This window comes from Porticoccus sp. W117 (assembly GCF_030341905.1).
Lineage (GTDB): Bacteria > Pseudomonadota > Gammaproteobacteria > Pseudomonadales > Porticoccaceae > SCSIO-12696.
In genome coordinates, this window is record NZ_JATAAF010000013.1 from 53,028 (window position 1) to 76,010 (window position 22,983).

Consider the following 22,983-nt stretch of genomic DNA (forward strand, 5'->3'; position numbering starts at 1 on the left):
GTTAAGGTTCAATGTCTTGCGACCTGGTTAACAGAGTTTGTCAGCTAGCAAAGTTACAGTGGTGGGCGATCCAGTGGCGAATACGCTTGGTAAAAACAATACAAGTAGCAACGAGAACGAAAACCACAATAAAAAGCAAAAAACTCGTGCCATGAAAATCATCTTTATTGGAAACAATCAGGAAAGCAGCCGCACGGTCAGCTTGAACAGCTGGGCGAAAGTTGTGCTGTCCCTGTGTTTTCTGGCACTGCCCACCGGTGCGGGTTTCCTGATTGGCAAACTGGTAAGCGACCGCAACACCGATCTGCAGCTGGTGCAGGCCGTAGAGGCCATGCACGAGGAGCTGCAACAGCAACGGGATACCCTTGATAGCGAACGTACAGAAGCCCGTCGCCGTCTGGCGGCATTGACCTCCAAACTCGCGGAAATGCAGGCGCGCCTGGTACGTATCGATGCCCTTGGCGATCGCCTTACGGATGTCGCCAGCCTTGATCAGGGCGAATTCGATTTCAGTCGGGTTCCGGCCTTGGGTGGTCCCGATGAAGCTATTCTTGGTGGTGGACTTGAGGGTGGAGAGCCTTCCGACCTGGATAAACTGTTCGCTCAACTGGAACGCCAACTGGATGACCGTGAACTGCAATTGCGGATGATGGAATCCATGTTGGTGGATCGCGAGATTACCCAGCAGACCACCGTTACCGGGCGCCCCATCACCAAGGGCTGGATGTCGTCCAAATACGGCTGGCGCACCGACCCCTTTCACGGCAAACGCGCCTGGCACAACGGCGTTGATTTTGCTGGCAAAGAGGGTGGTGACGTAGTCGCTACCGCTGCCGGTGTGGTGATCTGGTCTGGTGAACGCCAGGGCTATGGCAAGCTGATTGAGATTGAACACGGCGATGGATTTGTTACTCGCTACGGCCACAACAAAGAAAACCTGGTGAAAGCCGGCGACGTGGTAAAAAAAGGTCAGCTGATTGCTCTGATGGGCAGCACCGGCCGTTCCACTGGCCCCCATGTGCATTTTGAAGTGTTTAAAAACGGTCGCCCGGTGGATCCTGCCACCTACATCAAAAAGACCGTCCTCTGACTTCCCGCCGCGCTCGCGGCAGCTCCCACATATCGAAACGTCTTTTCATCCGTCAGGTGCCGTCATGGCCTTGAGGGCGGTGAAAACAACCCCATATAGCGACTATTACTGGCTCCGCCAAATCGAGACAAGCAAGGGAAACTGATGGCCAACCTGATAAAAAAAGTATTCGGCAGCAAGAACGACCGCGAACTGCGCCGCATGGGCAAGATCGTCAAGAAAATCAATGCTTTTGATGAACCCCTGAGGGAGTTGAGCGACGACCAGCTGAGCGCTAAAACCGCAGAGTTTCGCGAGCGTTTGCAGGCGGGCGAAAGCCTCGATCAGCTGTTGCCCGAAGCCTTTGCGGTAGTGCGCGAGGCAGCGGATCGCACCCTGGGCATGCGCCACTTCGATGTGCAGATGATCGGCGGTATTACCCTGCACGAAGGTTGTATTGCCGAAATGCGCACTGGTGAGGGTAAAACCCTGATGTCCACCTTGCCCGCCTACCTGAATGCCTTGCCTGGCGATGGTGTGCACATCATCACCGTCAACGACTACCTGGCGAAGCGCGACGCCGACTGGATGCGGCCTATTTACGAGCTGCTGGGGCTCACCGTCGGGGTGGTGTATTCCGGGCAAATGGCTCAGGAAAAACAGCTCAATTACAGCGCCGATATTACCTACGGTACCAACAACGAATTTGGTTTCGATTACCTGCGCGACAACATGGCGTTGCGCCAGGAAGATCGCGTGCAGCGCAAACTGTCGTTTGCGGTGGTTGATGAAGTGGACTCCATTCTTATCGATGAGGCCCGTACGCCGCTGATTATCTCTGGCGCCGCCAGCGACAGCTCCGAAGTGTACAAGCGCATGAATCGCATTGTGCAGCTGCTGAAACCTCAGCAGCATTCGGACAAAGTGCGCAACGACAAAATCCAGCTGCCCAAAGTTCGCCTGCAACGGGGCGATGACGAGCCGGAATTGGTGAACGTCGGCGCCGCTCAGGCAGAGGCTAACGAAGCGGGCAAAGACCTGGTAATGATGGAGGAAGGCAAACAGCCCCTGTGCCAGATTCTCGATACCGGCGACTTTGTAGTGGACGAAAAAAGTCGCACCGTGGAACTCACTGAGCAGGGCCACGAAAAAATTGAAGGCTTGCTGATTAATGAGGGCTTGCTGGGTGAGGACGAAAGTCTCTATCAATCCACCAACCTCAACCTGCTGCACCATGTGCACGCTGGTTTGAAGGCACACCACCTGTTCCGTCGCGATGTGGATTACATTGTTGAAGGCAGCGACGTGGTGCTGATTGACGAACACACCGGCCGCAAAATGCTGGGTCGCCGTTTGTCCGAGGGGTTGCACCAGGCCATCGAAGCCCGCGAAGGGGTGCAAATTCAGCAGGAAAGCCAAACCCTGGCTTCCACCACCTTCCAGAACTACTTCCGTCTCTACGACAAACTCTCCGGTATGACCGGCACCGCCGATACCGAAGCCTACGAATTTCACCAGATTTACGGTTTGACCGTGGTGGTAATCCCAACTAATCGCGCGATTGCCCGTGAAGATCTCAACGACTTGGTCTACCTCTCTCAAGGCGAGAAATACCAGGCGGTAATTGAAGATATCAGGCACTGTATGGAGAAAAACGCGCCGGTGCTGGTGGGTACCGCCTCTATCGAAACATCGGAGTTGCTGTCGGGCTTGCTGAAAAAAGCCAAAGTGCCTCACCAGGTGTTGAACGCCAAGTTCCATGAAAAAGAAGCGCAGATTATTGCCCAGGCGGGCCGGCCCGGTGCCGTCACCATTGCCACCAATATGGCCGGTCGCGGTACCGACATTGTGCTGGGCGGTAACTGGGAGGCGGAATTGCGGGACATGGGTGAACCCTCCGAACAGCAAGTTGCCGCTGCCAGAGAGGAATGGGAACAGCGCCACGCCACCGTTCTTGAAGCGGGTGGTTTGCATATTATCGGCACCGAGCGTCACGAATCCCGCCGCATCGACAACCAGCTGCGTGGCCGTGCCGGCCGTCAGGGTGACCCCGGTCTGTCGCGTTTTTATCTGTCATTGGAAGACCCGCTGATGCGCCTGTTCGCCTCCGACCGGGTGAAAAACATGATGCGCGCTCTGGGTATGAAAGACGGCGAGGCCATTGAACACCGCATGGTGTCCAACGCCATTGAAAAAGCACAGCGCAAGGTGGAAGGGCGCAACTTCGATATCCGCAAACACCTGCTGGAATTCGATGACGTGGCCAACGACCAGCGTCAGGTGGTGTACCAGCAGCGCAACGACCTGCTGGAAAGTGACGATATTTCCGATGTGATTGATTCCGTGCGCGAGGATGTAGTCAACGATGTGATCAGCGCCCATATTCCCCCGGAAAGCCTGGAAGAACAGTGGGATATTGCCGGTCTGGAAGAAGCCCTGAAAACCGAATTCCTGCTGGATGCGCCGGTTCAGGAGTGGCTGGATAGCGATGATCGTCTAAACGAGGAAGGCATTCGCGAACGGGTGAACAGCCAACTGAGCGAGCTTTACAAAGCCAAGTGTGATGACGTTGGCCCGGATATGCGCGCCATCGAGAAGCAGATTATGTTGCAGGTGCTGGACCAGTTTTGGAAAGAGCACCTGGCCAGCATGGATCACCTGCGCCAGGGTATTAACCTGCGCGCCTACGCCCAGAAGAACCCCAAACAGGAATACAAGCGTGAGTCCTTCGAACTGTTTGAAGGCCTGTTGCATAACGTCAAACTGGAAACTACTCGCTTTCTCTGCAAGGTGCAGATCGCCCAGCCCGACGAAGCCGAACAGTTGGAACAGCGTCGCCTGGAACAGCAGCAAAAACAGCAAATGGAATTCCAGCACGCACAGGCTTCAGCCATGGCCGCTGAACCGGAAGAGCAGCAACAGCAACAACCCCAGCAGGCACCTCCCGGTGTGGGCCGCAACGACCCTTGCCCCTGCGGTTCAGGCAAAAAATTCAAGCAGTGTCACGGCAAGCTGGAAGGGGCTGCGCAGCCTTTTGTGAGAGAGATGCCCAAAGTGGGCCGCAATGACCCTTGCCCTTGTGGTTCCGGCAAGAAGTTCAAGCAGTGCCACGGTAAGTTGGGGTAAGTCGTCATTGCCGCGGAGTGCATGGCTGGAGATCGCCACAGTCGCTTCGCTCCTTCGCGATGACGGAAGATATATAAATAACAATACACGGAACAAACAATGGCTGTAGGCAAGCCCACCTTCCCAACCATGTACCCGGTTCCCGGCTTTAAACTGGGTACCACCTCTGCGGGCATTAAAACTCCCGGCCGCAAGGATCTTGTGGTGATGGAAATTGCCCCCGGCAGCACCGTGGCTGGAGTGTTTACCAAAAACGCCTTTTGCGCCGCGCCGGTGCAAATAGCAAAGGCCCATCTTGCGCAGACTGCACCACGTTACCTGGTTACTAACACCGGCAATGCCAACGCGGGCACCGGTGAGCAGGGTATGGCGGATGCCAATGCCATCTGTCAGGCGTTGGCTGACGCTGCCGGTGTTTCTCAAGCGGAAGTGTTGCCGTTCTCCACCGGTGTTATCGGCGAACCACTGCCTGCTGGGAAAATCATTGCTGTACTGCCACAGGCCTTGGCTGCTTTGACTGAGCAGGGCTGGGCCGATGCCGGTGAAGGTATTTTGACCACCGATACCCGCCCCAAAGGTGCAAGTTGTCAGCTGGATATCGAGGGCAAAACCGTTACCATCACCGGCATCTCGAAAGGCTCGGGGATGATCAAACCCAATATGGCCACCATGCTGGGTTATATCGCCACCGATGCGCAAATCGACCAGCCCCTGTTGCAACAACTGGTTACCGAGTGCTGCGATAGCTCGTTTAACCGCATTACCGTCGATGGCGATACCTCCACCAATGACTCGGTGATTGTTGCCGCCACCGGCCAATCCGGTGTTTCTATCGGTGAAAAATCCGCTGGCTATAACACTTTTGTTGCCGCTTTACGGCAAGTGGCGGTGGAGCTGGCCCAGGCGATCGTTCGCGACGGTGAAGGCGCCAGCAAATTTGTCACTGTTGCTGTAACTGGTGCGGCCAGCCAACAAGAGGCGCTGGATGTGGCCTTTACCGTGGCCGAATCGCCGCTGGTAAAAACCGCGCTGTTTGCCTCCGATCCGAACTGGGGGCGTATCTTGGCGGCAGTGGGTCGAGCGGGTGTGGAAGGCATGGATGTAGACAAAGTGGTTGTGCACCTCGGCGACGTACTACTCACTGAAAACGGTGGTCGTGCATCGGGTTACAGTGAGGAAGCGGGTCAGGCGGTGATGGATCGAGAGGAGATCGACATTCACATCAATCTGGGTCGTGGCGACTGTAGTGAGACGGTTTGGACCACTGATCTGTCTCATGAGTACGTGCGTATTAATGCAGAATATCGAACGTAGGGGTGATTCTTTGAAGCGCATTCATGTTGTTGCCGCCGTTATCCATGGTGATTGCTGTGGTCGCCCCGGCGAAATCTTTATTGCCAAGCGCCCGGACAATGTTCACAAGGGCGGGCTGTGGGAATTTCCCGGCGGCAAGGTTGATGAAGGTGAAACTCCCAGGCAGGCTTTGGTACGTGAGCTGCAGGAGGAATTAGATATTGAAACGACCGTCTGCCAGCGGTTGGTGGAAACCCATCACGACTACCCGGACAAGCAGATTCATCTGGAATTCTGGGAGGTGACCGAGTTTGACGGTGAGCCCCACGGCGCCGAAGGCCAGCCAGTAAAATGGGTTAAACCCCACGAACTGGGGAGCTACCCTTTCCCGGAAGCCAACCAAGCAGTGGTGCAACGCCTGATGCAACACAACAAACCCGCGGCCCTGCACAAAGGGTATTTGTGGGCATTGGCGGTTGCGTTGGTGGCGGGTGCCTGGTTGTATTTTGGCAACGATACCCAAGGCATGGATGGCCAGCAGAAGTTTTACTATTGGGCGCTGCAGGAGCAGACCCCGGAGGCTGTAAAAGATTTTGCCGGGCAATACGACCTGGAAACCTTGCAGGAAATGTGTCGCCAGGCCAGTAGTGAAAAACAGCAGGAATCGTCGACACTGTTGGAAAACTCCACGGGCCAACCGGCGGGAATAATGGGTCGGGCGCTAACGGGTGCCAATACCACGGTTTGCAGTGCCTTCGCCTACAAGCTGAAACTCACCAAAATCCTTCACAGTGATTTTGAAGGACTGACGTTTTAATTTTTCGGTACACTGAAGCCTAATCCTCACTCATACAGAACGCTTCACCCGTAGGGCGGATTAGCGCAGCGTAATCCGCCAGCTATTCTCCGAATTCAAAACCAAATATCGACTTTGGTTCTTGTCTCCCCCAATTTTCTTCATAAAAGCCGTTTTCGACTGCTCGTTTGAATGAACTGTAAGGCCAATCGGCGGGCACATCTACCAAGCCGTGTTTTACCGGATTGAAATAAAGGTAGTCTCTATGACGATTTAAATCATTTTTATCCCGTATACAGTGCTCCCAAAAACGCTTTTGCCACACTGAAACCTTATCCTGATCGTTGGTGGCGGTGTTGATGGATTTGGAGAAGTAACTTTTTATCAAGCGAATCCGTAACGAAAAGTCGCAATCGCTTTCAGGCAGCTCCAGAATAAAATGCACATGGTCTGGCAGTACAACGATATCGCTTAATTGGCAGGGATATTTTTTGAGGGTTTTGTGAAAAGCCAGCCGAAGCATAGGAATACTGTTTGGCTGGGTAAGAATTGGTTGACGTTGATCGGTTACTAATGTGAAGAAATACGTGCCACCAGTTTGGTAATAGCGCCGATAGTTTGGCATAGCTTCATCCTTGAAGTGAATTGGCGGATTACGCTTCGCTAATCCGCCCTACGAGGTAGCGCTGGTTGTAGTTTTGTAGGGTGGGTTAGGCCATAGGCCGTAATCCACCATTAGTGCTGGGTTTCATCCAACAACTCTGCATCCATCACTGGTTCCCCGGGAATGCTGTGGGCTTCATTGGCCCAGTCGCCAAAATCAATCTGTTTGCAGCGTGCTGAACAGAAGGGGCGATGGGGGTAGTCGTCACCCCAGACAATGGATTTACGGCAGGTGGGACAGCTGATTTCTGGTGCGTTACTCATGCGGTTTGTTGCGCCTCAGCAGCCAGTTGCAGGTATTTTTGGTGTGTGTCCTTCACTTGCTGTTCGAGTTTTTCCAAAGAACCGCTATTGCAGATGACGTCATCGGCTCGTTCCAGGCGCTTCTCGCGAGATAGTTGGCTGGCCATAATGGCGCGGATTTGTGCTTCCGAGGTGGCGTCGCGGGCACAAGCACGTTCGATTTGCAGTTCTTCGGTGGCGTCTATTACCAGAATGCGATCAACCAGCTTGTGCTGGTCAGTATCCAGCAGCAGCGGAGAAGCGAGAATCACATAAGGGCTTTGCACGGTGCGCAGGCGTTGATCCATCCATTGATAAATCAGCGGGTGCAGCAAGTCTTCCAGCCATTGGCGCTTTTCCGGGTCGGCAAACACCTGGGCACGCAGGGCACTGCGGTTCAGGTCGTTGCTGGGCAACAGTACACCGACGCCAAAGTAGTCGATGATCTGCATATAGGCATCGGTGTGGGGTTCCACAACCCGGCGGGCGGCGATGTCGGCATCGACAATCTCGATGCCGCAATCCTGAAAATAATGAGAAGCGGCATTTTTACCGCTGCCGATACCGCCGGTCAGGCCAATTACGTACATGGTGAGCGTCTCTGTTTGTTGCGTAGAAGCGCACAGTATATCCCTGTCACTGCGATACAAAAAGACAGGGCGGACATTTGCTGTGTTGCTACTCTCCGAGTAATTTCACCTCCCTTTGCGGGAAGGGTATTTGCACATTGGCGCGCTGCAGTTCGGCAAAAATGTCGTCGTTTACCGCCATGCGAAGTTGGTGGTATTGCTCGGTAGGCACCCAGTAGCGCAGGCTGAAGTTAACGCTGCTGTCGGCGAATTCGTCGATGCCGATTTGCGGCTCGCGGTTTTCGCACAACTTGTGTTTGTCCAAAATGCCGCGCAACAGTTGTTTCACTTTTTCCATATCCGAGTCGTAGGCGACACCAACACTGGCTTCCACCAGTTTTTCGTGGTTTGAATTGTGCAGAATCTCGCCGACGATATGGCGGTTGGGAATCAGGATTTGCACCTCATCCTCGTCGCTGAGCAGGGTGTAGGCCAGGCGTACTTCCTTTACCACCCCGGTGACTCCCTGCACACTGATGGTGTCGCCCACTACAAACAGACGGGTGACAATAATGCTCAAGCCTGCGCTGTAATTGGACAGCAACCCCTGAACAGCTAGGCCCGCCCCCAGTGAAATGGCGCCGATGGCTGCCACAAACGGGGTGATTTCTACCCCCAATTTGTTCAGACAGATCACCATGACCCCGGCAAGGATGATGATTTTGACAATGCTGGCAATAAAATTTGAAAGGGTAGGGTCCAGCTCTTTGCGCAGACAAAACCGGTTAAGGCCTTTGGAAACCTTGCTCGCCACAAACAGGCCGATCAGGAAAATCAGAATGGCGCCAACCAGCTGGAAGCTGTAGTTGGCAAAAAACTCCACCACAATCTGATAAAAGTTCTGTAGTAGTTGCAATTCGCTGTCCAGAGAGAGCTGATCCATTGTTGTTCCTGCAAATAAGTGAGATACGGTTAGAATAGCAGCAATCCTACAGAGCTGAAGCAGTTCCATGGTAGCAATGAATAATCGCCAGTTAACCGGGCAAACAGAAGAACACCTGATCACCGAGAATGACCTGCGGTTGCACCCCGAGGCGGCGCAGGCGTTTTTGCAGTTGCAACAACGGGCGGCTGAACAGGGTATGGACTTGCAGATTGCCAGCGGTTTTCGTTCCTTCGAGCGCCAGTTGGTGATCTGGAATGCCAAGGCCAGCGGCCAGCGTCCGGTACTGGATGATGATGGTGCCGAAGTGGATATGATGGAATTGACGCCATTGCAGCAGGTTCAGGCGATTATGCGCTGGAGCGCTTTGCCTGGGGCTTCCCGCCATCATTGGGGCACGGATATGGATGTGTGGGATCGGGCGGCGGTACCTGCGGATTATCAGTTGCAGCTGACCCCGGAAGAATACAGTGACGATGGGCCTTTTGCGCGCCTTAGCCAATGGCTCGAACAACAGCGCAACAGCGGCTTTTTTCGACCTTATGCCGCCGATCGAGGCGGTATCGCGCCAGAGCCCTGGCATTTGAGTTACCGGCCTGTGGCCGATCAATTTGTCGAACGACTGACGCCACAAACGCTGGCCGCAGTGCTTGAAGATACGGATATAGCGCTCAAGCAGACAGTTCTGGATAATATGGATCAATTGTTTGATCGCTTTATTCAATTGAGTACAAATAGCCATGCCTGACTTTAAAGATCGCGCCGACGCTGCCAAGCAGGCGATGACCGAGCGAGCCGATGCCGCCAAACAGGCCATGACGGAACGGGCGGATGCGGCCAGGCAAGCCATGACCGAACGCGCCGATGCCGCTCGCCAGGCCGTGAATGAGCGCACTGACGCCGCTCGCGAAGCCATGCAGCAGGCATTGGAAAAACTCGATCGCACCGGTTGGTTTCGCCGCAGGGTATTGGGTGCGACCCGTTACTCCCTGCAAGGGCTGCGTGCCTGTTTTAAAAACGAAGAGGCATTTCGCACCGAGGTGTTATTGGGGTTGGCGTTGCTGCCGGTAGCGTATTTCCTCTCCCAGAGCCTGGTGCAATTCCTGTTGATGTTCGCCTCTCTGCTGTTGATCCTGATCGCCGAACTGTTTAACTCCGCCATTGAAGCGGCGGTAGACCGCATTGGCACTCACAACGACGAATTCGCCAAGCACGCCAAAGACTTCGGCTCTGCCGCGGTGTTTATGACTCTGCTGCTGTTTGCCGTGGTGTGGGGCAGTGTTATCTGGCTGCGGTTTTGGGGGTAGCTTCAGTATTCTTTTGGCATTCAATGCTGCTGTATCTGAAATCGCCATTTGAAGGGGCTTGAAAGTAGGGGACTATATGGTGACTGTCGAAAAACTGAACAAATGAAATTGTGTTGGCAATTTACATTTGGCTTAATACTTTGGTTTTAATGCCAGTCATTTGGCTTAAGTAACCACCTATCTACTCTTCGCTGAAAAGCTACCGTTTGTCCTCCGTGTAAACTGTCGGAAAACTACACATATAACCATGCTTTTACTTATTTTTTATCTTAACTGTTTGTTTTTAATTGATAAAAATATTTGGCATGAGTTGTGCTTTTGGTTTTGCATGGTTAATCTTTTTGAAGGTGATAACGTGAAAAAAATAATTTCTGCCCTAGTGCTGTCCCTGTTGCTGCCATCCTTGGCACAAGCCGCCTTGATGTATGATGTATCTGACTACACTGACGGCAACCATGGTCTCTGGACGGGAAATACTTACGACAATAACTATTTTTCCATATCAGAAGGCTGGTTCACTGTTAATGATAGTGACGACGACCATTCCAAGTGGACAGGTAGTCTCGCAGCGACTGCGGTAAATCGGGATGGTCTTACTGCCTATATAGAGCTGGGTTTTAGTGGCTTTCTGGATGCCTTGGCTAATCCATATCAATACAAGCGTGAAGGTGGTGCGTTCTACAGTGCTTCAGCTATGGACTTTTTCACAGGTGTAAGTGGAAGCATAGATTTCAGTAATGATGATACATATCAAATCACCAATTTTGTTCCCAATTACACTTTTCAGTATGGATTGGGAGCGAATGCCAAAAGGACTGGTGACTATGGTGGCTCTGCCTGGATTCAGGGCTATAGAGGTGATAACCCGGAGGGTAGTTTATACTCAGGATTGAGGGCCGATCACTGGGATCTTAACCTGAAATTTACGCCCAAAACGGTTTCTGTACCTGAGCCCGGTTCAATAGCATTGTTGGCTTTAGGCTTGATAGGTTTGGGTTTGGCTAGGTTAAAGCAGAAGCAGAACAACAGCTAATATTTTATAGGCTCGTTTTTCTTGGCCCGCCAATTTGGCGGGCTTTTTTGTTGTTATCAAAAAAGCTTTTTCGTAATTTACTTTTGCTATCGTAGTGAAGAAATTTTAAGTGAAACCATCCGCATATATCCTGGTCAATATTGCATCAGCAATAACCGGGGTGCCGCCGTGAAAAAAATCCTCTTCGTCTGTGTGGAAAACAGTTGTCGCAGCCAGATGGCGGAAGCCTTTGGTCACATTCATAAACACGCTGATCTGGCGGTTTACAGCGCCGGTTCAAACCCTTCCGGGCAGGTAAACCCCAGGGCGATTGAGGTGATGGCGGAGCGGGATTACCCGTTGCATAACCACCGTTCTGAGGGGCTGGATACAGTGGAAACCCTGGAATTTGATGCGGTAGTCACTATGGGCTGCGGTGATCGTTGTTCCGGTATTAGTGCTCAAAAACGCCAGGATTGGCCGCTGCCAGACCCCAAACATCTGCCTCTGGAGCAATTTCGTCAGGTAAGGGACGAAATTGAGACCCGTGTAATCGACCTGATTGCCTCTCTTTGATCTAATAGCCCCATAAAAACAAAAACTTGGGGCTTATCGTGTCTGATTCATCTCTGGACTCTTCATTAGAGATTGTCTTCCGCGGAGACATTGTCTCCGGTCACACCATGGTTGAGGTGAGGGATAACCTGCGCGAGTTGTTCAAGGCCGATGATGCCCAGCTGGCCAAGCTGTTCAGTGGCCGCCCGGTGGTGATTCGCCGCAATCTGGATGAGGAGTCCGCCAAACGCTACCAGCAGGCCATGGAGCGCGCTGGTGCTGTGGTTCAGGTGCGTCAGGGTGATGGTGGTGCCAAGGCTGCCGTCCAGGCGGGCGTTCAGCCCGCTGAAGACGATATCAGCGACGAACCCTGGACACTGTTTCCCGTGGGCGCGGACCTGTTGCGTCCGGAAGAACGAATTAAACAGCCGGCGGTAAATCTGGACGTTGCCAATATTTCCGTTGCCCCCGCAGGCAGCGATGTTTTGGCAGCCAATGAACGCCGTGAACAGCCGCCGGTGGACGTAGACACTTCACATATTGATCTGGAGCCCGCTCCCACTTCAGAATAGGGGTATGTCTGAAGAACATTCCTCTCAAAAGCAGGGCTCTCAAAACCAGGCCTTTCACGATCTGGTGTCCGACCAGATGAGCGACATCAAACCGCTCAAGCGAGAAGCCACCCATAACCAGCGGGCAAAGCCCCGCACCCAGCCCGGCACCCTGCAGCGCCGTGCCGATGCTCAGAAAGAGGTCTTTCTGGAACGCAACCAGCTGGCCTCCGAAGAACAAATCGCCTTGGTTGACCCTCACGATCAGCTCAGTTACAAACGCGATGGTGTTCAACACGGCGTGTTCAAGAACCTTCGCCTCGGTAAGTACCCGCTGCAAGCACGTCTCGATCTGCACCACCACAGCGTAGAACAGGCTCGGCGAGCGTTGTTTGAGTTTATACGGGACTGTGTAGAGGCCGATGTGCGCAGCGCCATTATCACCCACGGCAAAGGCGAGTTGCGCCACAAGCCCGCGCTGTTAAAAAGTTGTGTTAACCACTGGTTGCGGCAGTTGGATGCAGTGCTTGCTTTTCACACCGCCCAGCTCTATCACGGTGGCAGTGGTGCCACCTATGTGATGTTGCGTAAGAGTGCGGCCAAGCGCGACCTCAATCGGGAGCGCCACCAGACCAGTCGTAAGGGGATTAGTTAAGCTGCGGGCCGCAGCTCGCGGCCGAGATGTAAAACTTGGTAAAAGCAGGTGCGTGCCGCGCCGCAAAACCACATTGTCGGTAGCTGTTTTTGTGACGGAGGGTTTGGGTGAACGGCGTAAACAGATTTCTATTGGCGGTATTGTTGTTGCTGGGTGTCCAGGCTCAGGCCTACCAGGATGATTACATTTCTGTCAGTTTGCTCAGCGAAGACAGTGCTCTGCAGCCAGGTGGTACCCATTGGCTGGGGGTGCAATTCAAGCCCGCCGATCACTGGCACGTTTATTGGCAAAACCCTGGCGACTCCGGCCAGGCTCCGCAAATCCGCTGGAATCTACCTCAGGGTGTCACTGTCGGCGAGGTTCACTGGCCTGCTCCCGAACAAATCCCTGTACCGCCGTTAATGACCTATGGCTACCATCAGGTGCTGTTGATGGTGCCGGTAACGCTGGCTGACGATGTTGCCGTTGGTAAACCGTTATCCATCGGTGCTGACGTGCGCTGGCTGGTGTGTGAGGAAGTCTGTATTCCTGGCAAGGCCAAACTGAACCTGGAGCTGCCAGTAGCCGACAGCAGGCAGAAAAGCTCAGCAGTGGAACACTTCATCCAGGCTCGTAAGCAATTACCCGCTGCAAATAACCTCAACGCCAGTTACCAGTTGCAGGGTAATCGCGTGGTTGTGGAGCTGTTTAAAGATATGACGGGTAATAGACAGTCGCCAGTGATTTACCCTATTACCCAGGATTTGGTGAGCTACGCAGAGCTTCCCACACTGAACCAGCAGGGCAAGCGCCTGGTAGCGGATTTTGCACTTAATGATTACTTTTCAAAAACTCCCTCCAGCTTCGATTTTGTGATCGTCTTCGGTCCAGAAGCCGTTTATCAAGTAAAAGCCTCATACTTATCCCAAGGAGAATGACCATGAAAAAAGCATTACTCACAGGTAGATGGTTGGCCGCTCTGGCACTCACTCTGCCCATGTTGGCAACGGCGGCTCCCAAGGTGGGCAGCCCGGCACCAGATTTTGAATTGAGTAATCACAAAGGCGAGACGGTGAGTTTGTCTGACTACCAGGGTAAAACTGTGGTACTGGAGTGGACCAACCATCAGTGTCCGTTTGTGGTGAAGCACTACAGCAAGGGCCATATGCAGGCGCTGCAAAAGAAATACACAGACCAGGATGTGGTGTGGCTGAGTATTGTCTCTTCTGCCCCTGGCAAGCAGGGCTATGTGACTATGGATCAGGCTAGCGATATGAGTGAAGCACAGGGCACGCACCGCACCCATCTGCTGATGGATTCCGATGGCGTAGTGGGCAAGGCCTACGCCGCCAAAACCACGCCCCACATGTACGTTGTGGATAAAGAGGGCGTGCTGCAATACATGGGTGCTATTGATAACAATTCCAGCCCCAGCCCTGATGACATTAAAGGCGCTACCAACTACATCGATGTTGTGGTACCGGAAGTCATGGCCGGCAAAAAGCCTTCCTACACCACCACCCGTCCTTACGGTTGTTCGGTTAAATACTGACTTGACCTGTTCAGGGTAGCCCGCGAGGGCTGCCCTGCGTCTCCCGTCTTTCATCTCCCTTCTCTCGTCATATAATTGACATCTTTCTGAAATATCCTTGCCCGACTCAACGAACCAGAGAGAGCCGTCATGCGCTTTAAGTTACTCATTCCCCTATTGTTATTCACTGTTGGCATGCCCGTGTCGGCGGAGTTGCGCCTGCAAGGCTACACCAGTGGCGTGTTTGAACGGGCAGCAGTAAACCTTGAAGAGGGTGAGCGACTGGTGAGCCAGGGCCGTGAGCAGATTCGCGAAACCAGCCACGTGATGGCCCGGCTGGGTTCCAAGTTTGGCATTCGTTACCAGGTGAGCGGCAAGCAAAAGGGCAGCAGGGTAACTTATCTCTATCTGACGCCGGGTGTGGAAGAACCCGATGGCACTCGCCACGACAAATACGAAGAAGTCATCGAACTCAGCCCTGACAGCGCTTCCCATGTGGCTGCCTTTGAATTTACCGAGCAGTACGAAGTGGTCACCGGCACCTGGGAAGTGATGATATTTGAGGGCGACCGCCTGCTGGTACGCAGCCGTTTTACTGTGTCGGTGGAAGAGGAAGACCTGACGCCTCGCATTACCCCCGTACAGTTTGATGACTGATTGTTTGATAACAGGTTGATTGATGACTGATGTTCAGCCCCCACAAGCGGTGCAAATATGGGTAGACGCGGATGCCTGCCCGAAAGTCATCAAGGAAATTCTGTTTCGCGCTTCCCAGCGCACTAAAGTGCCACTGACTCTGGTGGCCAATCACGCTCTTTCGGTGCCTGCTACCGCCTGGATCAAAGCGGTTCAGGTTCCCCAGGGGTTTGATGTCGCCGACAACCTGATTGCCTGCGAAGCCCAACCCGGCGACCTGGTAGTAACAGGCGATATTCCCCTGGCGGCGCAAGTGGTGGAAAAGGGTGTGGAAGCGGTTAACCCCAGAGGGGAACACTACACCAAAGCCAATATTCGCCAGCGTCTGGCAATGCGCAACTTTATGGAAGAAATGCGTACCATCGGCGAGGCCAGGGGCGGCCCGTCAAAGCTGGATCAACGCCACCGCCAGCAGTTTGCCAATGTGTTGGATCGGTTTCTGGCGAAACGGCAATTGCTCAAAAAATAGACTATCTTATTCCCTGTCCGGCACGTATACTGCGCGCCCTTTTTATGTCGGCTCCTGGCCGGCACCCACGAGCACTATTGCCATGCCCTCCGATTCCCAGCCCCAGCAGGCGCCGCTGTTTGCCGACTTCGGCCTCGCCGACACCACCCTAAAAGCCCTGCGGGATGTGGGTTACGAACAGCCTTCGCCGATTCAGGCGCAGAGTATTCCGATTTTGCTCGATGGTGCCAACCTGTTGGGAACCGCGCAAACCGGTACCGGTAAAACTGCTGCCTTTGCGTTGCCGCTGCTCAACCGCATCGATCCGCAGCTCAAAGTGCCTCAGGTTCTGGTGCTGGCTCCCACTCGCGAACTGGCGATTCAGGTGGCGGAAGCCTTTAAAGGCTACGCCCGTTACATCAAAGGCTTTCAGGTGCTGCCCATTTATGGCGGCCAGGATATGGGCAGTCAGCTGCGCGCGTTAAAGCGCGGTGTACAAGTGGTGGTGGGGACCCCGGGGCGGATTATGGACCACCTGCGCCGCCGCAGCCTCAACCTGTCGCAACTGAAAGCAGTGGTGCTGGATGAGGCGGATGAAATGCTGCGCATGGGGTTTATCGACGATGTGGATGAAATTCTCTCCCACACGCCGGACGACGCCCAGCGGGCACTGTTCTCCGCCACCATGCCGGGAGCCATTCGCAATATTGTCGGCAAATACCTGGGAGACGCCCAAGAGGTAAAAATTGCCGCCAAAACCACCACGGTGGAGCGCATTGAACAGCGCTATCTGGTGGTGCACAACAACCAGAAGCTGGATGCCTTTACCCGCATTCTGGAAGTGGAAAACTTCGATGGCATGATTGTGTTTGTGCGCACCAAACAGGCCACTGTGGATCTGGCGGAAAAGCTGGAAGCGCGGGGTTATGCCGCTGGTGCCCTCAATGGCGATCTCAGCCAGGCTCTCAGGGAGCGCACCATTACCCGTCTGAAAAAAGGCCAGCTGGATATTGTGGTGGCCACCGATGTGGCAGCGCGCGGGCTGGATGTGGAACGCATTAGCCACGTATTTAACTACGACATTCCGTACGATACTGAAGCCTACGTGCACCGTATTGGCCGCACCGGGCGCGCCGGTCGCGAGGGCGTGGCCATTCTGTTTGTGGCACCGCGGGAGCGGCGCATGTTGCAGAGCATTGAGCGAGCCACCCGTCAAAAACTGTCGGAACTGCGTTTGCCCAGTGGTCAGGAAGTCAGTGAGCAGCGGGTTGCCCAATTTAAAAACCGCATACGCGACACCATTGAAGCGGAACAGCTGGAACCCTACGTGGAATTGCTGCAAGAGTTTGCCAATGGCAGCGAGCTTTCCATGACCGAGATCGCCGCTTCCCTAGCCTTTCAGGCGCAGAAAGAACGGCCTCTGTTCCCCAAATTTGCCGAGCCGGATACTCGCCCCAGAGACCCCAAAGATCGCCGCCGCCCGGAACTGCCAAGCGTTGAAGCGGAGCAGCTGGCGGATTACCCGGACGTGGAAATGGTGCGCTACCGCCTGGCGGTGGGCCGCAAAGATGGGGTAATGCCCAAAGATGTGGTGGGCTGCATCGCCAACGAAGCAGATATCGACAGCAAATACATTGGCCGTATTCAGCTGTACGACGTATTCACTGTGGTGGACTTACCGGCGGGTATGCCGAAGGAGCTGCTGCGTGAATTGCAAAAAGCCCGCATTTGCCAGAAACCCATCAAAATTCGCCAGTGGACCGACGCGCCGCCACCGGGGAAGGGCAGCGGTAAAAAGCCTGGGCAGGCTAATTCTGGACAGAATAAAAAAGGGCCGAGGAAAAGGAAGCCGAAAAGTTAACGGCTACGAGCAGCGCGCTACGGGCTTCGGGCAGTCTGGTAGTTTGACGTCATTCTGAGCGCAGCGAAGAATCTCATACTGTGTTGCAGCAAAGGGGTTCTTCGCTGCGCTCAGAATGACAATCTCGCTCGATCTGCTCGCAGCCAGTAGCCCGCTGCCCGTCGCTAATATTTCCCACAAAACTAAAATTTGCCACAAACCAGTGCCCGCTCCACCCCCGGCGTCAATTTGTCTAACCCATCAACCAACCGCTCCTGCCCCAGCAGTACATCCGCAATCTGGCCTGAGTAGCGCAGCGCGCTTTCCCGCATCATGCCCATCATCGGCCAACCCCACAGGGAGGAGACGGTGACTCCGTGCTGTTCGAAGTGGGGATCGGTAAGGAAGGTGCAGGCCAGTACCGCTTCTACCGGGCTGCGGTTGGTTTCACTGCCGCCAATCAGGTCAATGACTACAGAACCGTCGGGTACAACCCGCTGCAGGTGGTCGTTGCTCACCAGGTAGTTAACACCGCGCAGCTCCGGTGCTTGTTCGGCGCCGTTAACAATCAGGTCAGCGCCTGCAATCCAGGCTTCGATGTTGTCCTTACGGGTGTGTTCCCGGCCAAGAATGGCGATGTCGGTTACCCCTTGGTCGTAGATTTCGTGAATTGCTCCCTGGCCCACATTGCCGTAGCCCAAAACCACCGCTTTGGCGTCTTTTAACTCCAGTTCGGGCTTGTTGTCGCGTAGCAGTTTGAGGCCGTAGCGGGCGCCGGCCATGCCGGTTTCGTGCAGGCACTGAATTCGGCGCATGCCAAATTCCAGTGGCGGGTGGGAGTCGCGATAATCGGCGATGGCCTGGGCGCCATGGTTGCGCTCAAATTCCGCCAAGTCCTGCAGGTGGGTGCCGCAGGCGCGCAGTTTGTCCAGTACCTCTGTGGCGTCGTCCAATGTGCGGCTGTCGTAGATATAGAGGCTGTTTGGGCCGGACGCATCCAATTCTTCAAAGCGACAGTTTGGCTGTACCAGTTTCAATGAGCCGGGGTTGCGATTACTGCCTCGGCGAATGGTGCCCGCCAGCAGCGGCGTCCACTGTATGACCCGGATATCCATTTGCCCCAACTGGCCACTTTCCACAAACGGGGAGATCGCTGCATTCATGGCAGTGCGGGCGAGAATTTCCTCGTCCCCCTGGTGCTTGGGGTTTTCCAGAATCTCTTCCATGGCGAGCACATTGATGCGCTGTTCCGCTAACAGACGGGCACGCTCCGGGTAGGAGTGAAAGTGTGCCATGCAAAACAGTGTGCAGCCGGAACGCATCTGGGGAATGGCTTCCAGGCTTGGCCCTTTGAATTTGATGATCATGTCCTTGTCGCGGTAGATCTGTTCCCCAGTTTGCAGGGTGGCGCCCTGTTGCTGATATTCGCCATCGCTAAAGCCAATACCTTCGCCGGCGCCTTGTTCCACGTAACAATCAAGCCCTGCTGCCACCAGCTTGCCCACGTCTTCAGGGCAGAGGGCAACGCGCTTTTCCAGGGCACCGGGGTTTTCTGGCGATTCATTTTCTTTCGCCAGGGCAATGGTGCGGTAAGAAGAGTGTGACTTTGACTGCGACTCTGGTGGTAAGGACATGGGGGTTTCCGCTAACAAAAGCGGCAACGGTATCGACTATTGGCCTTTCAGGCAAGGTTTCTGATGTTTGCTGGGCGGCTTTCTCTGACTGTTGCAAACCAGTATCATAGGCGGATTACAACAACAGGCATTCTGCCAAATATGTCGCATACGTCGCCTTCTAAAACGGTCAATATTCTCTGCATGAAGTGGGGCACCAAATACGATGCGGTTTACGTGAATCGCCTCTACTCTATGGTGTCCCGGCATCTCAGCTTGCCGTTTCGTTTTATCTGCCTCACCGATGACACCAGCGGCATCGCCGAGCAAGTAGAGTGTTTTGATATTCCCGAAGTCGACGTCAATATCGAGGACTGCGACGGCAGAAAGCGGGTTCAGGCCTGGAAAAAACTGCTGACTTTCTCTGCGCCACTCTACGATATTCAAGGCACCTGTCTGTTCCTCGATCTGGATATTGTCATCGTTGACAGCATCGACTGTTTCTTTGAGCCAGAAGGCGACTTCCACATCATTCGCGATTGGGGCGAGGGGCGCACCAATGGCAATTCCTCTGTGTATCGGTTCACCGCAGGTGCTATGGCGGATGTGCTGGAAGAGTTCTGCAGCAATCGAGAGCAGATCGTCGAACAGTACTTTAATGAGCAGACCTACCTGACCGAATACGTTCGCCAGCAGGGCAAGTTGAACTTTTGGCCACGGGAGTGGTGCCTCAGCTATCGTCGTGATTGCCTGCCCAAAAATCGCCTCAAACGCTGGTTCTTTCCTTCCACCAAGCCGGATACCGGTCGCATTGTTGTTTTTTACGGGGCTCCCAATCCGGTAGAAGCCATTGCCGGCAAGGGTGATCGTTGGTATCGCCGTTTGCGCCCCGCTGCCTGGGTAGCGGACTACTGGCAGTAATCGCCCTTTTTTGCGGCACCCCATTCGTCTGATTAACAAAAATTAACTTTATTCCTTTTCCTGTGAGTAGAATACTACTCGGCTTTCTCTTTTCGAATTAAAGTTTTAATAATTATCCGGGAGTTGGTATGAAAGTTCTTGTTGGACTTTTCGGTGTTCTTTTGGTTCTGACTGGCTGTAAGGAAACAGAACAAACCTCTGTTGGCCAAGAGACTGTGGATGTTAATATGGTGCAGAGCTTTCCGCTGGACAGCAAGGAGTATCGCTACATAGAACTGGATAACGGCATACGCACATTGCTGGTTTCTGACGACAAAGCGGTAAAATCCCTGGCCTCACTGGTTGTCAACATCGGCTCGTATCAGGACCCTGAAGGGTGGGATGGTCTGGCCCATTTCCTTGAGCACATGCTGTTTTTGGGTACTGAAAAGTACCCGGAGTCTGCCGAATACAACGAATATCTGGATTCCAACGGCGGCAACCACAATGCCTACACTGCCTACGACATCACCAACTACCATTTTTCCGTAGATAACAGCGCTTACGAAGGTGCGCTGGATCGCTTTGCCCAGTTCTTTATCAGTCCGCTGTTTACCGAGGAATATGTGGATCGTGAAAAGAACGCGGTGCACTCGGAGTACTACACCCGTATCGAAAAAGACCCGATCCGCAATATTGAGGTATTCGAAAACACCATCAACCCCGCGCACCAGGCGTTCAAGTTCAACGCCGGTAATCTGGATACCCTGTCTGACAAGCCAAACCGTTCTGCCCGTGACGAGTTGATTGATTTTTACAAAACTTACTACAGCTCCGACCTTATGACGCTCGCCATGGTGAGCAATCAGTCACTGGACGAGATGGAACAACTGGCTCGTGCCAAATTCAGTGCGGTGCCAAAACTCGACAAAGTGCCGGAAACTGTTTTTCCAGAGCTGTTTACCGAAGGTGAGCTGCCCAAGGTTATTGAGATCAAGCCGGTTCAGGATTCGCGAACTTTGGTGTTGACCTTCCCGATCGCTGATCAGACAGAACATGCTCTGGAAAACCCGGTTGGCTATGTGGCCGCTATGCTGGGCTCCAAAAGTGAAAACAACCTGAGCGATCGCCTCAAAGCCAAGGGCTGGATTCAGGCTTTTGGTGCCAGTAAAGGTCTGGAATACGGCACCACCGATACCTTTGTTATCCGGGTTTTCCTCACTGAAAAAGGCGTATCTCATCAAGATGAGATTATTGCTGCCCTGTTTGATCAGATCGCTCTGGTTAAGAAGGAAGGCGTTACTGAGTGGCGCTACAACGAAATGAAAAACCTGTCGGAAATGGGTTTCCGTTTCTCCGAAAACAGTTCAATGAGCATGCAGGGCGCGATCAACTTTGCCAATGCCCTGCAAGATACCGCTCCTCGCGATTTGATCCGTGCCAGCTACCAGCGCTTCGATGCGGCATTGATCAATAATATTCTGGGTAGCCTGACTCCGGACAATATGGTGGTAACCTTCGCGGCCCCCAGTGTCGTACCTGAACAGGAAACGGAATTTTACGGTGCCGATTACCGCACCTATCAACCGTCAGAGGATCGCGTAAAAAGCTGGAGTGTTTCCCAGTACAGCGATTTGACGTTGGCAGAACGCAACCCGCTGATTCCGGAAAACCTTGACTTGGTGGATGTGAAAACCGCTGAACAGCCTGTGAAGCTGGTTGATACCAATGGTGTTGATGCGTGGTATTACCCAAACATTGAAGACAGTATCCCCAAAGCCACGGTGCAATTGGCCATCGACCGCCCCGAACGCCCCACTCTGGAAGAAGATTTGCTGTCCCAGATCTACTTTGGCCTGATGGGTGAGCAGTTGGAAAAACTCAAGTTCAATGCCGAAAACGCCGGTGTGGGTTACAGCGTTGGCGCCGGTGGTGTGAGCTTCAGCGGTTTCTCTGACAAGCTGCCAGAATTGGCGGATCAGGTATTGGCGCAAGTACTGAAGCCGACCTTTACCCAAGGGCAGTTCGATCGCATGATGGAGAACGTCAAGCGCTACTTTGCCAACTACGACAAGGCAGAACCCAGCAGAGGCGTAGGGCGCGACCTGGATGAACTTCTCGATGCCGATAGTTATTCGGTGGAAGAAGTACGCGCTGTCGCGCAACAAATAACATTGGAAAAAGTACTGGCTGCGCCTCAGTGGTTATTTGGCGAAGGCCGCATGACCTTAATGGCATCCGGTAACATCACCGAGCAACAAACCCGTGATTTTGCCAAACAGATCAGCGAGACACTGGGGCTGGAAGTCACCGACAAAGCGATTCCCAAAGGTCAGCGTATTGTTGAGCTGGCCGTCACAGCCAAGCCGGATGTGTATATCTCCAAACTGGCCCACGCTGACGCTGCTGTATTGCGTTACTACCAGGGTCGTGAGAGTACGCGGGAAGAGCGTTTGAAGCTGCACTTGCTGAGCCAGATCATGCACCAGCAGTATTTCAACAGCCTGCGCACTGAGCAACAGTTGGGCTATATTGTTGGCGCATCCGCCAAACGCAGCGATCGCACCCCGGGTATTACCTTTGTCGTACAGTCGCCTACAGCCAGTGCGGCTGAGGTAGAAGCGGCCACTGACAAATTTCTGCCGGAATTTCAAAAGCGCCTCAACGCCATGGATGACGAGGCATTGATGTCACTGAAGCAGGCCACGCTGGCTCAGTTGCAACAACCGCCTCAGAATGTGGGTGAAAAAGTCAGTCGCTTTTGGCAGGACCTGCGCGACGACTACCCCAATTTTGACTCTCGTCAGAAAGCCATCGACGCGCTGAAGTCGATCACCATGAAAGACATTCAGGACGCGTACAGCGAGATTGTGATGGACAATCCGCACGCGGTGTCTGTTATCTCTCCAGGCGCCAAGGGTGGTGTAAAAGCCAACGTGGAAAGCGCCAAGGCATTCCGTGAGGGCAAAGGGGTGATTACCCGTAGCTAATCTATTACGGGTTGTGACATAAAAAACGCCGCTGTTACGAGACTGTGTGAAAACGCAGTTCGAGCTGCCAAAATACCCGCATCGTCAGATGCGGGTATTTTTGTATGCGACACATCCAAGGTGAGAGCAGAACGCAGACCAGCCTGTTGCCAGCGAGCGTAGAGG

General features: G+C 53.7%; 22 protein-coding genes. 17 read left to right on the top strand and 5 right to left on the bottom strand.

Annotated features, from left to right (window positions below; translation table 11 throughout):
* Nucleotides 1-37: 37 nt before the first annotated feature.
* The 4 genes from QSV34_RS10395 to mutT all read left to right on the top strand — a co-directional run bounded on the left by QSV34_RS10395 (nucleotide 38) and on the right by mutT (nucleotide 6,305).
* On the top strand, nucleotides 38-1,090 hold the full coding sequence (locus QSV34_RS10395; RefSeq protein ID WP_353738382.1) for a M23 family metallopeptidase: 1,053 nt from the start codon (nucleotides 38-40) through the stop codon (nucleotides 1,088-1,090).
* A 141-nt stretch (nucleotides 1,091-1,231) separates the two neighbouring features.
* Complete coding sequence (gene secA, locus QSV34_RS10400; protein ID WP_289154497.1) at nucleotides 1,232-4,195, top strand: preprotein translocase subunit SecA; 2,964 nt, start codon at nucleotides 1,232-1,234, stop codon at nucleotides 4,193-4,195.
* Between the two features lie 99 nt (nucleotides 4,196-4,294).
* The gene (argJ, locus tag QSV34_RS10405; RefSeq protein WP_289154446.1) at nucleotides 4,295-5,509 is read left to right on the top strand and encodes a bifunctional glutamate N-acetyltransferase/amino-acid acetyltransferase ArgJ; all 1,215 of its coding nucleotides are present in this window, start codon (nucleotides 4,295-4,297) and stop codon (nucleotides 5,507-5,509) included.
* A 10-nt stretch (nucleotides 5,510-5,519) separates the two neighbouring features.
* Entirely contained in the window at nucleotides 5,520-6,305 is a 786-nt protein-coding gene (gene mutT / locus QSV34_RS10410; protein WP_289154449.1) for an 8-oxo-dGTP diphosphatase MutT, read from the top strand.
* Between the two features lie 82 nt (nucleotides 6,306-6,387).
* Here the strand turns inward: mutT and QSV34_RS10415 are convergent, their stop codons facing one another.
* From QSV34_RS10415 to QSV34_RS10430, 4 genes are all read right to left on the bottom strand, one after another.
* Nucleotides 6,388-6,909 carry an REP-associated tyrosine transposase gene (locus QSV34_RS10415; RefSeq protein WP_289154450.1) on the bottom strand — a complete coding sequence of 174 codons (522 nt, stop codon included), beginning with the start codon at nucleotides 6,907-6,909 and terminating at the stop codon, nucleotides 6,388-6,390.
* Between the two features lie 110 nt (nucleotides 6,910-7,019).
* Nucleotides 7,020-7,211, bottom strand: a complete 192-nt coding sequence (locus QSV34_RS10420) for a DNA gyrase inhibitor YacG (protein ID WP_289154453.1) — start codon at nucleotides 7,209-7,211, stop codon at nucleotides 7,020-7,022.
* Complete coding sequence (gene coaE / locus QSV34_RS10425; protein ID WP_289154455.1) at nucleotides 7,208-7,819, bottom strand: dephospho-CoA kinase; 612 nt, start codon at nucleotides 7,817-7,819, stop codon at nucleotides 7,208-7,210. The genes QSV34_RS10420 and coaE overlap by 4 nt, the downstream gene beginning before the upstream one ends.
* 88 nt (nucleotides 7,820-7,907) lie before the next feature.
* Nucleotides 7,908-8,741: a mechanosensitive ion channel family protein gene (locus tag QSV34_RS10430; RefSeq protein ID WP_289154458.1), complete on the bottom strand. Its 834-nt coding sequence runs from the start codon at nucleotides 8,739-8,741 to the stop codon at nucleotides 7,908-7,910.
* A gap of 67 nt (nucleotides 8,742-8,808) precedes the next feature.
* Here QSV34_RS10430 and QSV34_RS10435 point away from each other — a divergent pair, with 67 nt between their 5' ends.
* From QSV34_RS10435 to QSV34_RS10485, 11 genes are all read left to right on the top strand, one after another.
* Nucleotides 8,809-9,489: a M15 family metallopeptidase gene (locus tag QSV34_RS10435; protein ID WP_289154459.1), complete on the top strand. Its 681-nt coding sequence runs from the start codon at nucleotides 8,809-8,811 to the stop codon at nucleotides 9,487-9,489.
* Entirely contained in the window at nucleotides 9,482-10,048 is a 567-nt protein-coding gene (locus QSV34_RS10440; RefSeq protein WP_289154462.1) for a diacylglycerol kinase, read from the top strand. Before QSV34_RS10435 ends, QSV34_RS10440 begins: the two co-directional genes overlap by 8 nt.
* A gap of 247 nt (nucleotides 10,049-10,295) precedes the next feature.
* Complete coding sequence (locus tag QSV34_RS10445; protein WP_289154464.1) at nucleotides 10,296-11,081, top strand: SP85-like N-terminal domain-containing protein; 786 nt, start codon at nucleotides 10,296-10,298, stop codon at nucleotides 11,079-11,081.
* 168 nt (nucleotides 11,082-11,249) lie between these two features.
* Nucleotides 11,250-11,636 (top strand): arsenate reductase ArsC, encoded by a 387-nt coding sequence (locus QSV34_RS10450; protein ID WP_289154466.1) that lies wholly within the window; start codon nucleotides 11,250-11,252, stop codon nucleotides 11,634-11,636.
* A gap of 38 nt (nucleotides 11,637-11,674) precedes the next feature.
* Nucleotides 11,675-12,187 carry a hypothetical protein gene (locus QSV34_RS10455; protein WP_289154469.1) on the top strand — a complete coding sequence of 171 codons (513 nt, stop codon included), beginning with the start codon at nucleotides 11,675-11,677 and terminating at the stop codon, nucleotides 12,185-12,187.
* A gap of 4 nt (nucleotides 12,188-12,191) precedes the next feature.
* Nucleotides 12,192-12,821, top strand: a complete 630-nt coding sequence (smrA, locus tag QSV34_RS10460) for a DNA endonuclease SmrA (RefSeq protein ID WP_289154472.1) — start codon at nucleotides 12,192-12,194, stop codon at nucleotides 12,819-12,821.
* Between the two features lie 107 nt (nucleotides 12,822-12,928).
* Nucleotides 12,929-13,738, top strand: coding sequence for a protein-disulfide reductase DsbD domain-containing protein (locus QSV34_RS10465; RefSeq protein WP_289154474.1), 810 nt, complete (start codon nucleotides 12,929-12,931; stop codon nucleotides 13,736-13,738).
* Between the two features lie 2 nt (nucleotides 13,739-13,740).
* Nucleotides 13,741-14,352 carry a redoxin domain-containing protein gene (locus QSV34_RS10470; protein WP_289154477.1) on the top strand — a complete coding sequence of 204 codons (612 nt, stop codon included), beginning with the start codon at nucleotides 13,741-13,743 and terminating at the stop codon, nucleotides 14,350-14,352.
* Nucleotides 14,353-14,481: 129 nt separating this feature from the next.
* On the top strand, nucleotides 14,482-14,988 hold the full coding sequence (locus tag QSV34_RS10475) for a DUF3859 domain-containing protein (RefSeq protein ID WP_289154479.1): 507 nt from the start codon (nucleotides 14,482-14,484) through the stop codon (nucleotides 14,986-14,988).
* 22 nt (nucleotides 14,989-15,010) lie between these two features.
* Complete coding sequence (locus tag QSV34_RS10480) at nucleotides 15,011-15,496, top strand: YaiI/YqxD family protein (RefSeq protein WP_289154481.1); 486 nt, start codon at nucleotides 15,011-15,013, stop codon at nucleotides 15,494-15,496.
* 82 nt (nucleotides 15,497-15,578) lie between these two features.
* Complete coding sequence (locus QSV34_RS10485; protein WP_289154483.1) at nucleotides 15,579-17,336, top strand: DEAD/DEAH box helicase; 1,758 nt, start codon at nucleotides 15,579-15,581, stop codon at nucleotides 17,334-17,336.
* Nucleotides 17,337-17,518: 182 nt separating this feature from the next.
* Here the strand turns inward: QSV34_RS10485 and QSV34_RS10490 are convergent, their stop codons facing one another.
* Entirely contained in the window at nucleotides 17,519-18,949 is a 1,431-nt protein-coding gene (locus QSV34_RS10490; protein ID WP_289154486.1) for an alanine dehydrogenase, read from the bottom strand.
* Nucleotides 18,950-19,090: 141 nt separating this feature from the next.
* Here QSV34_RS10490 and QSV34_RS10495 point away from each other — a divergent pair, with 141 nt between their 5' ends.
* Both QSV34_RS10495 and QSV34_RS10500 read left to right on the top strand, forming a co-directional pair.
* On the top strand, nucleotides 19,091-19,849 hold the full coding sequence (locus QSV34_RS10495; RefSeq protein ID WP_289154488.1) for a glycosyltransferase: 759 nt from the start codon (nucleotides 19,091-19,093) through the stop codon (nucleotides 19,847-19,849).
* Between the two features lie 128 nt (nucleotides 19,850-19,977).
* Nucleotides 19,978-22,818, top strand: coding sequence for an insulinase family protein (locus QSV34_RS10500; RefSeq protein ID WP_289154491.1), 2,841 nt, complete (start codon nucleotides 19,978-19,980; stop codon nucleotides 22,816-22,818).
* Nucleotides 22,819-22,983: the final 165 nt, after the last annotated feature.

Coding starts and splice junctions, on each gene's coding strand:
- argJ (WP_289154446.1), top strand. CDS start 4,295: ATGGCTGTAGGCAAGCCCACCTTCCCAACCATGTACCCGGTTCCCGGC.
- QSV34_RS10415 (WP_289154450.1), bottom strand. CDS start 6,909: ATGCCAAACTATCGGCGCTATTACCAAACTGGTGGCACGTATTTCTTC.
- QSV34_RS10420 (WP_289154453.1), bottom strand. CDS start 7,211: ATGAGTAACGCACCAGAAATCAGCTGTCCCACCTGCCGTAAATCCATT.
- coaE (WP_289154455.1), bottom strand. CDS start 7,819: ATGTACGTAATTGGCCTGACCGGCGGTATCGGCAGCGGTAAAAATGCC.
- QSV34_RS10430 (WP_289154458.1), bottom strand. CDS start 8,741: ATGGATCAGCTCTCTCTGGACAGCGAATTGCAACTACTACAGAACTTT.
- QSV34_RS10435 (WP_289154459.1), top strand. CDS start 8,809: ATGGTAGCAATGAATAATCGCCAGTTAACCGGGCAAACAGAAGAACAC.
- QSV34_RS10440 (WP_289154462.1), top strand. CDS start 9,482: ATGCCTGACTTTAAAGATCGCGCCGACGCTGCCAAGCAGGCGATGACC.
- QSV34_RS10445 (WP_289154464.1), top strand. CDS start 10,296: ATGCTTTTACTTATTTTTTATCTTAACTGTTTGTTTTTAATTGATAAA.
- smrA (WP_289154472.1), top strand. CDS start 12,192: ATGTCTGAAGAACATTCCTCTCAAAAGCAGGGCTCTCAAAACCAGGCC.
- QSV34_RS10470 (WP_289154477.1), top strand. CDS start 13,741: ATGAAAAAAGCATTACTCACAGGTAGATGGTTGGCCGCTCTGGCACTC.
- QSV34_RS10475 (WP_289154479.1), top strand. CDS start 14,482: ATGCGCTTTAAGTTACTCATTCCCCTATTGTTATTCACTGTTGGCATG.
- QSV34_RS10480 (WP_289154481.1), top strand. CDS start 15,011: ATGACTGATGTTCAGCCCCCACAAGCGGTGCAAATATGGGTAGACGCG.
- QSV34_RS10485 (WP_289154483.1), top strand. CDS start 15,579: ATGCCCTCCGATTCCCAGCCCCAGCAGGCGCCGCTGTTTGCCGACTTC.
- QSV34_RS10490 (WP_289154486.1), bottom strand. CDS start 18,949: ATGTCCTTACCACCAGAGTCGCAGTCAAAGTCACACTCTTCTTACCGC.
- QSV34_RS10495 (WP_289154488.1), top strand. CDS start 19,091: ATGTCGCATACGTCGCCTTCTAAAACGGTCAATATTCTCTGCATGAAG.
- QSV34_RS10500 (WP_289154491.1), top strand. CDS start 19,978: ATGAAAGTTCTTGTTGGACTTTTCGGTGTTCTTTTGGTTCTGACTGGC.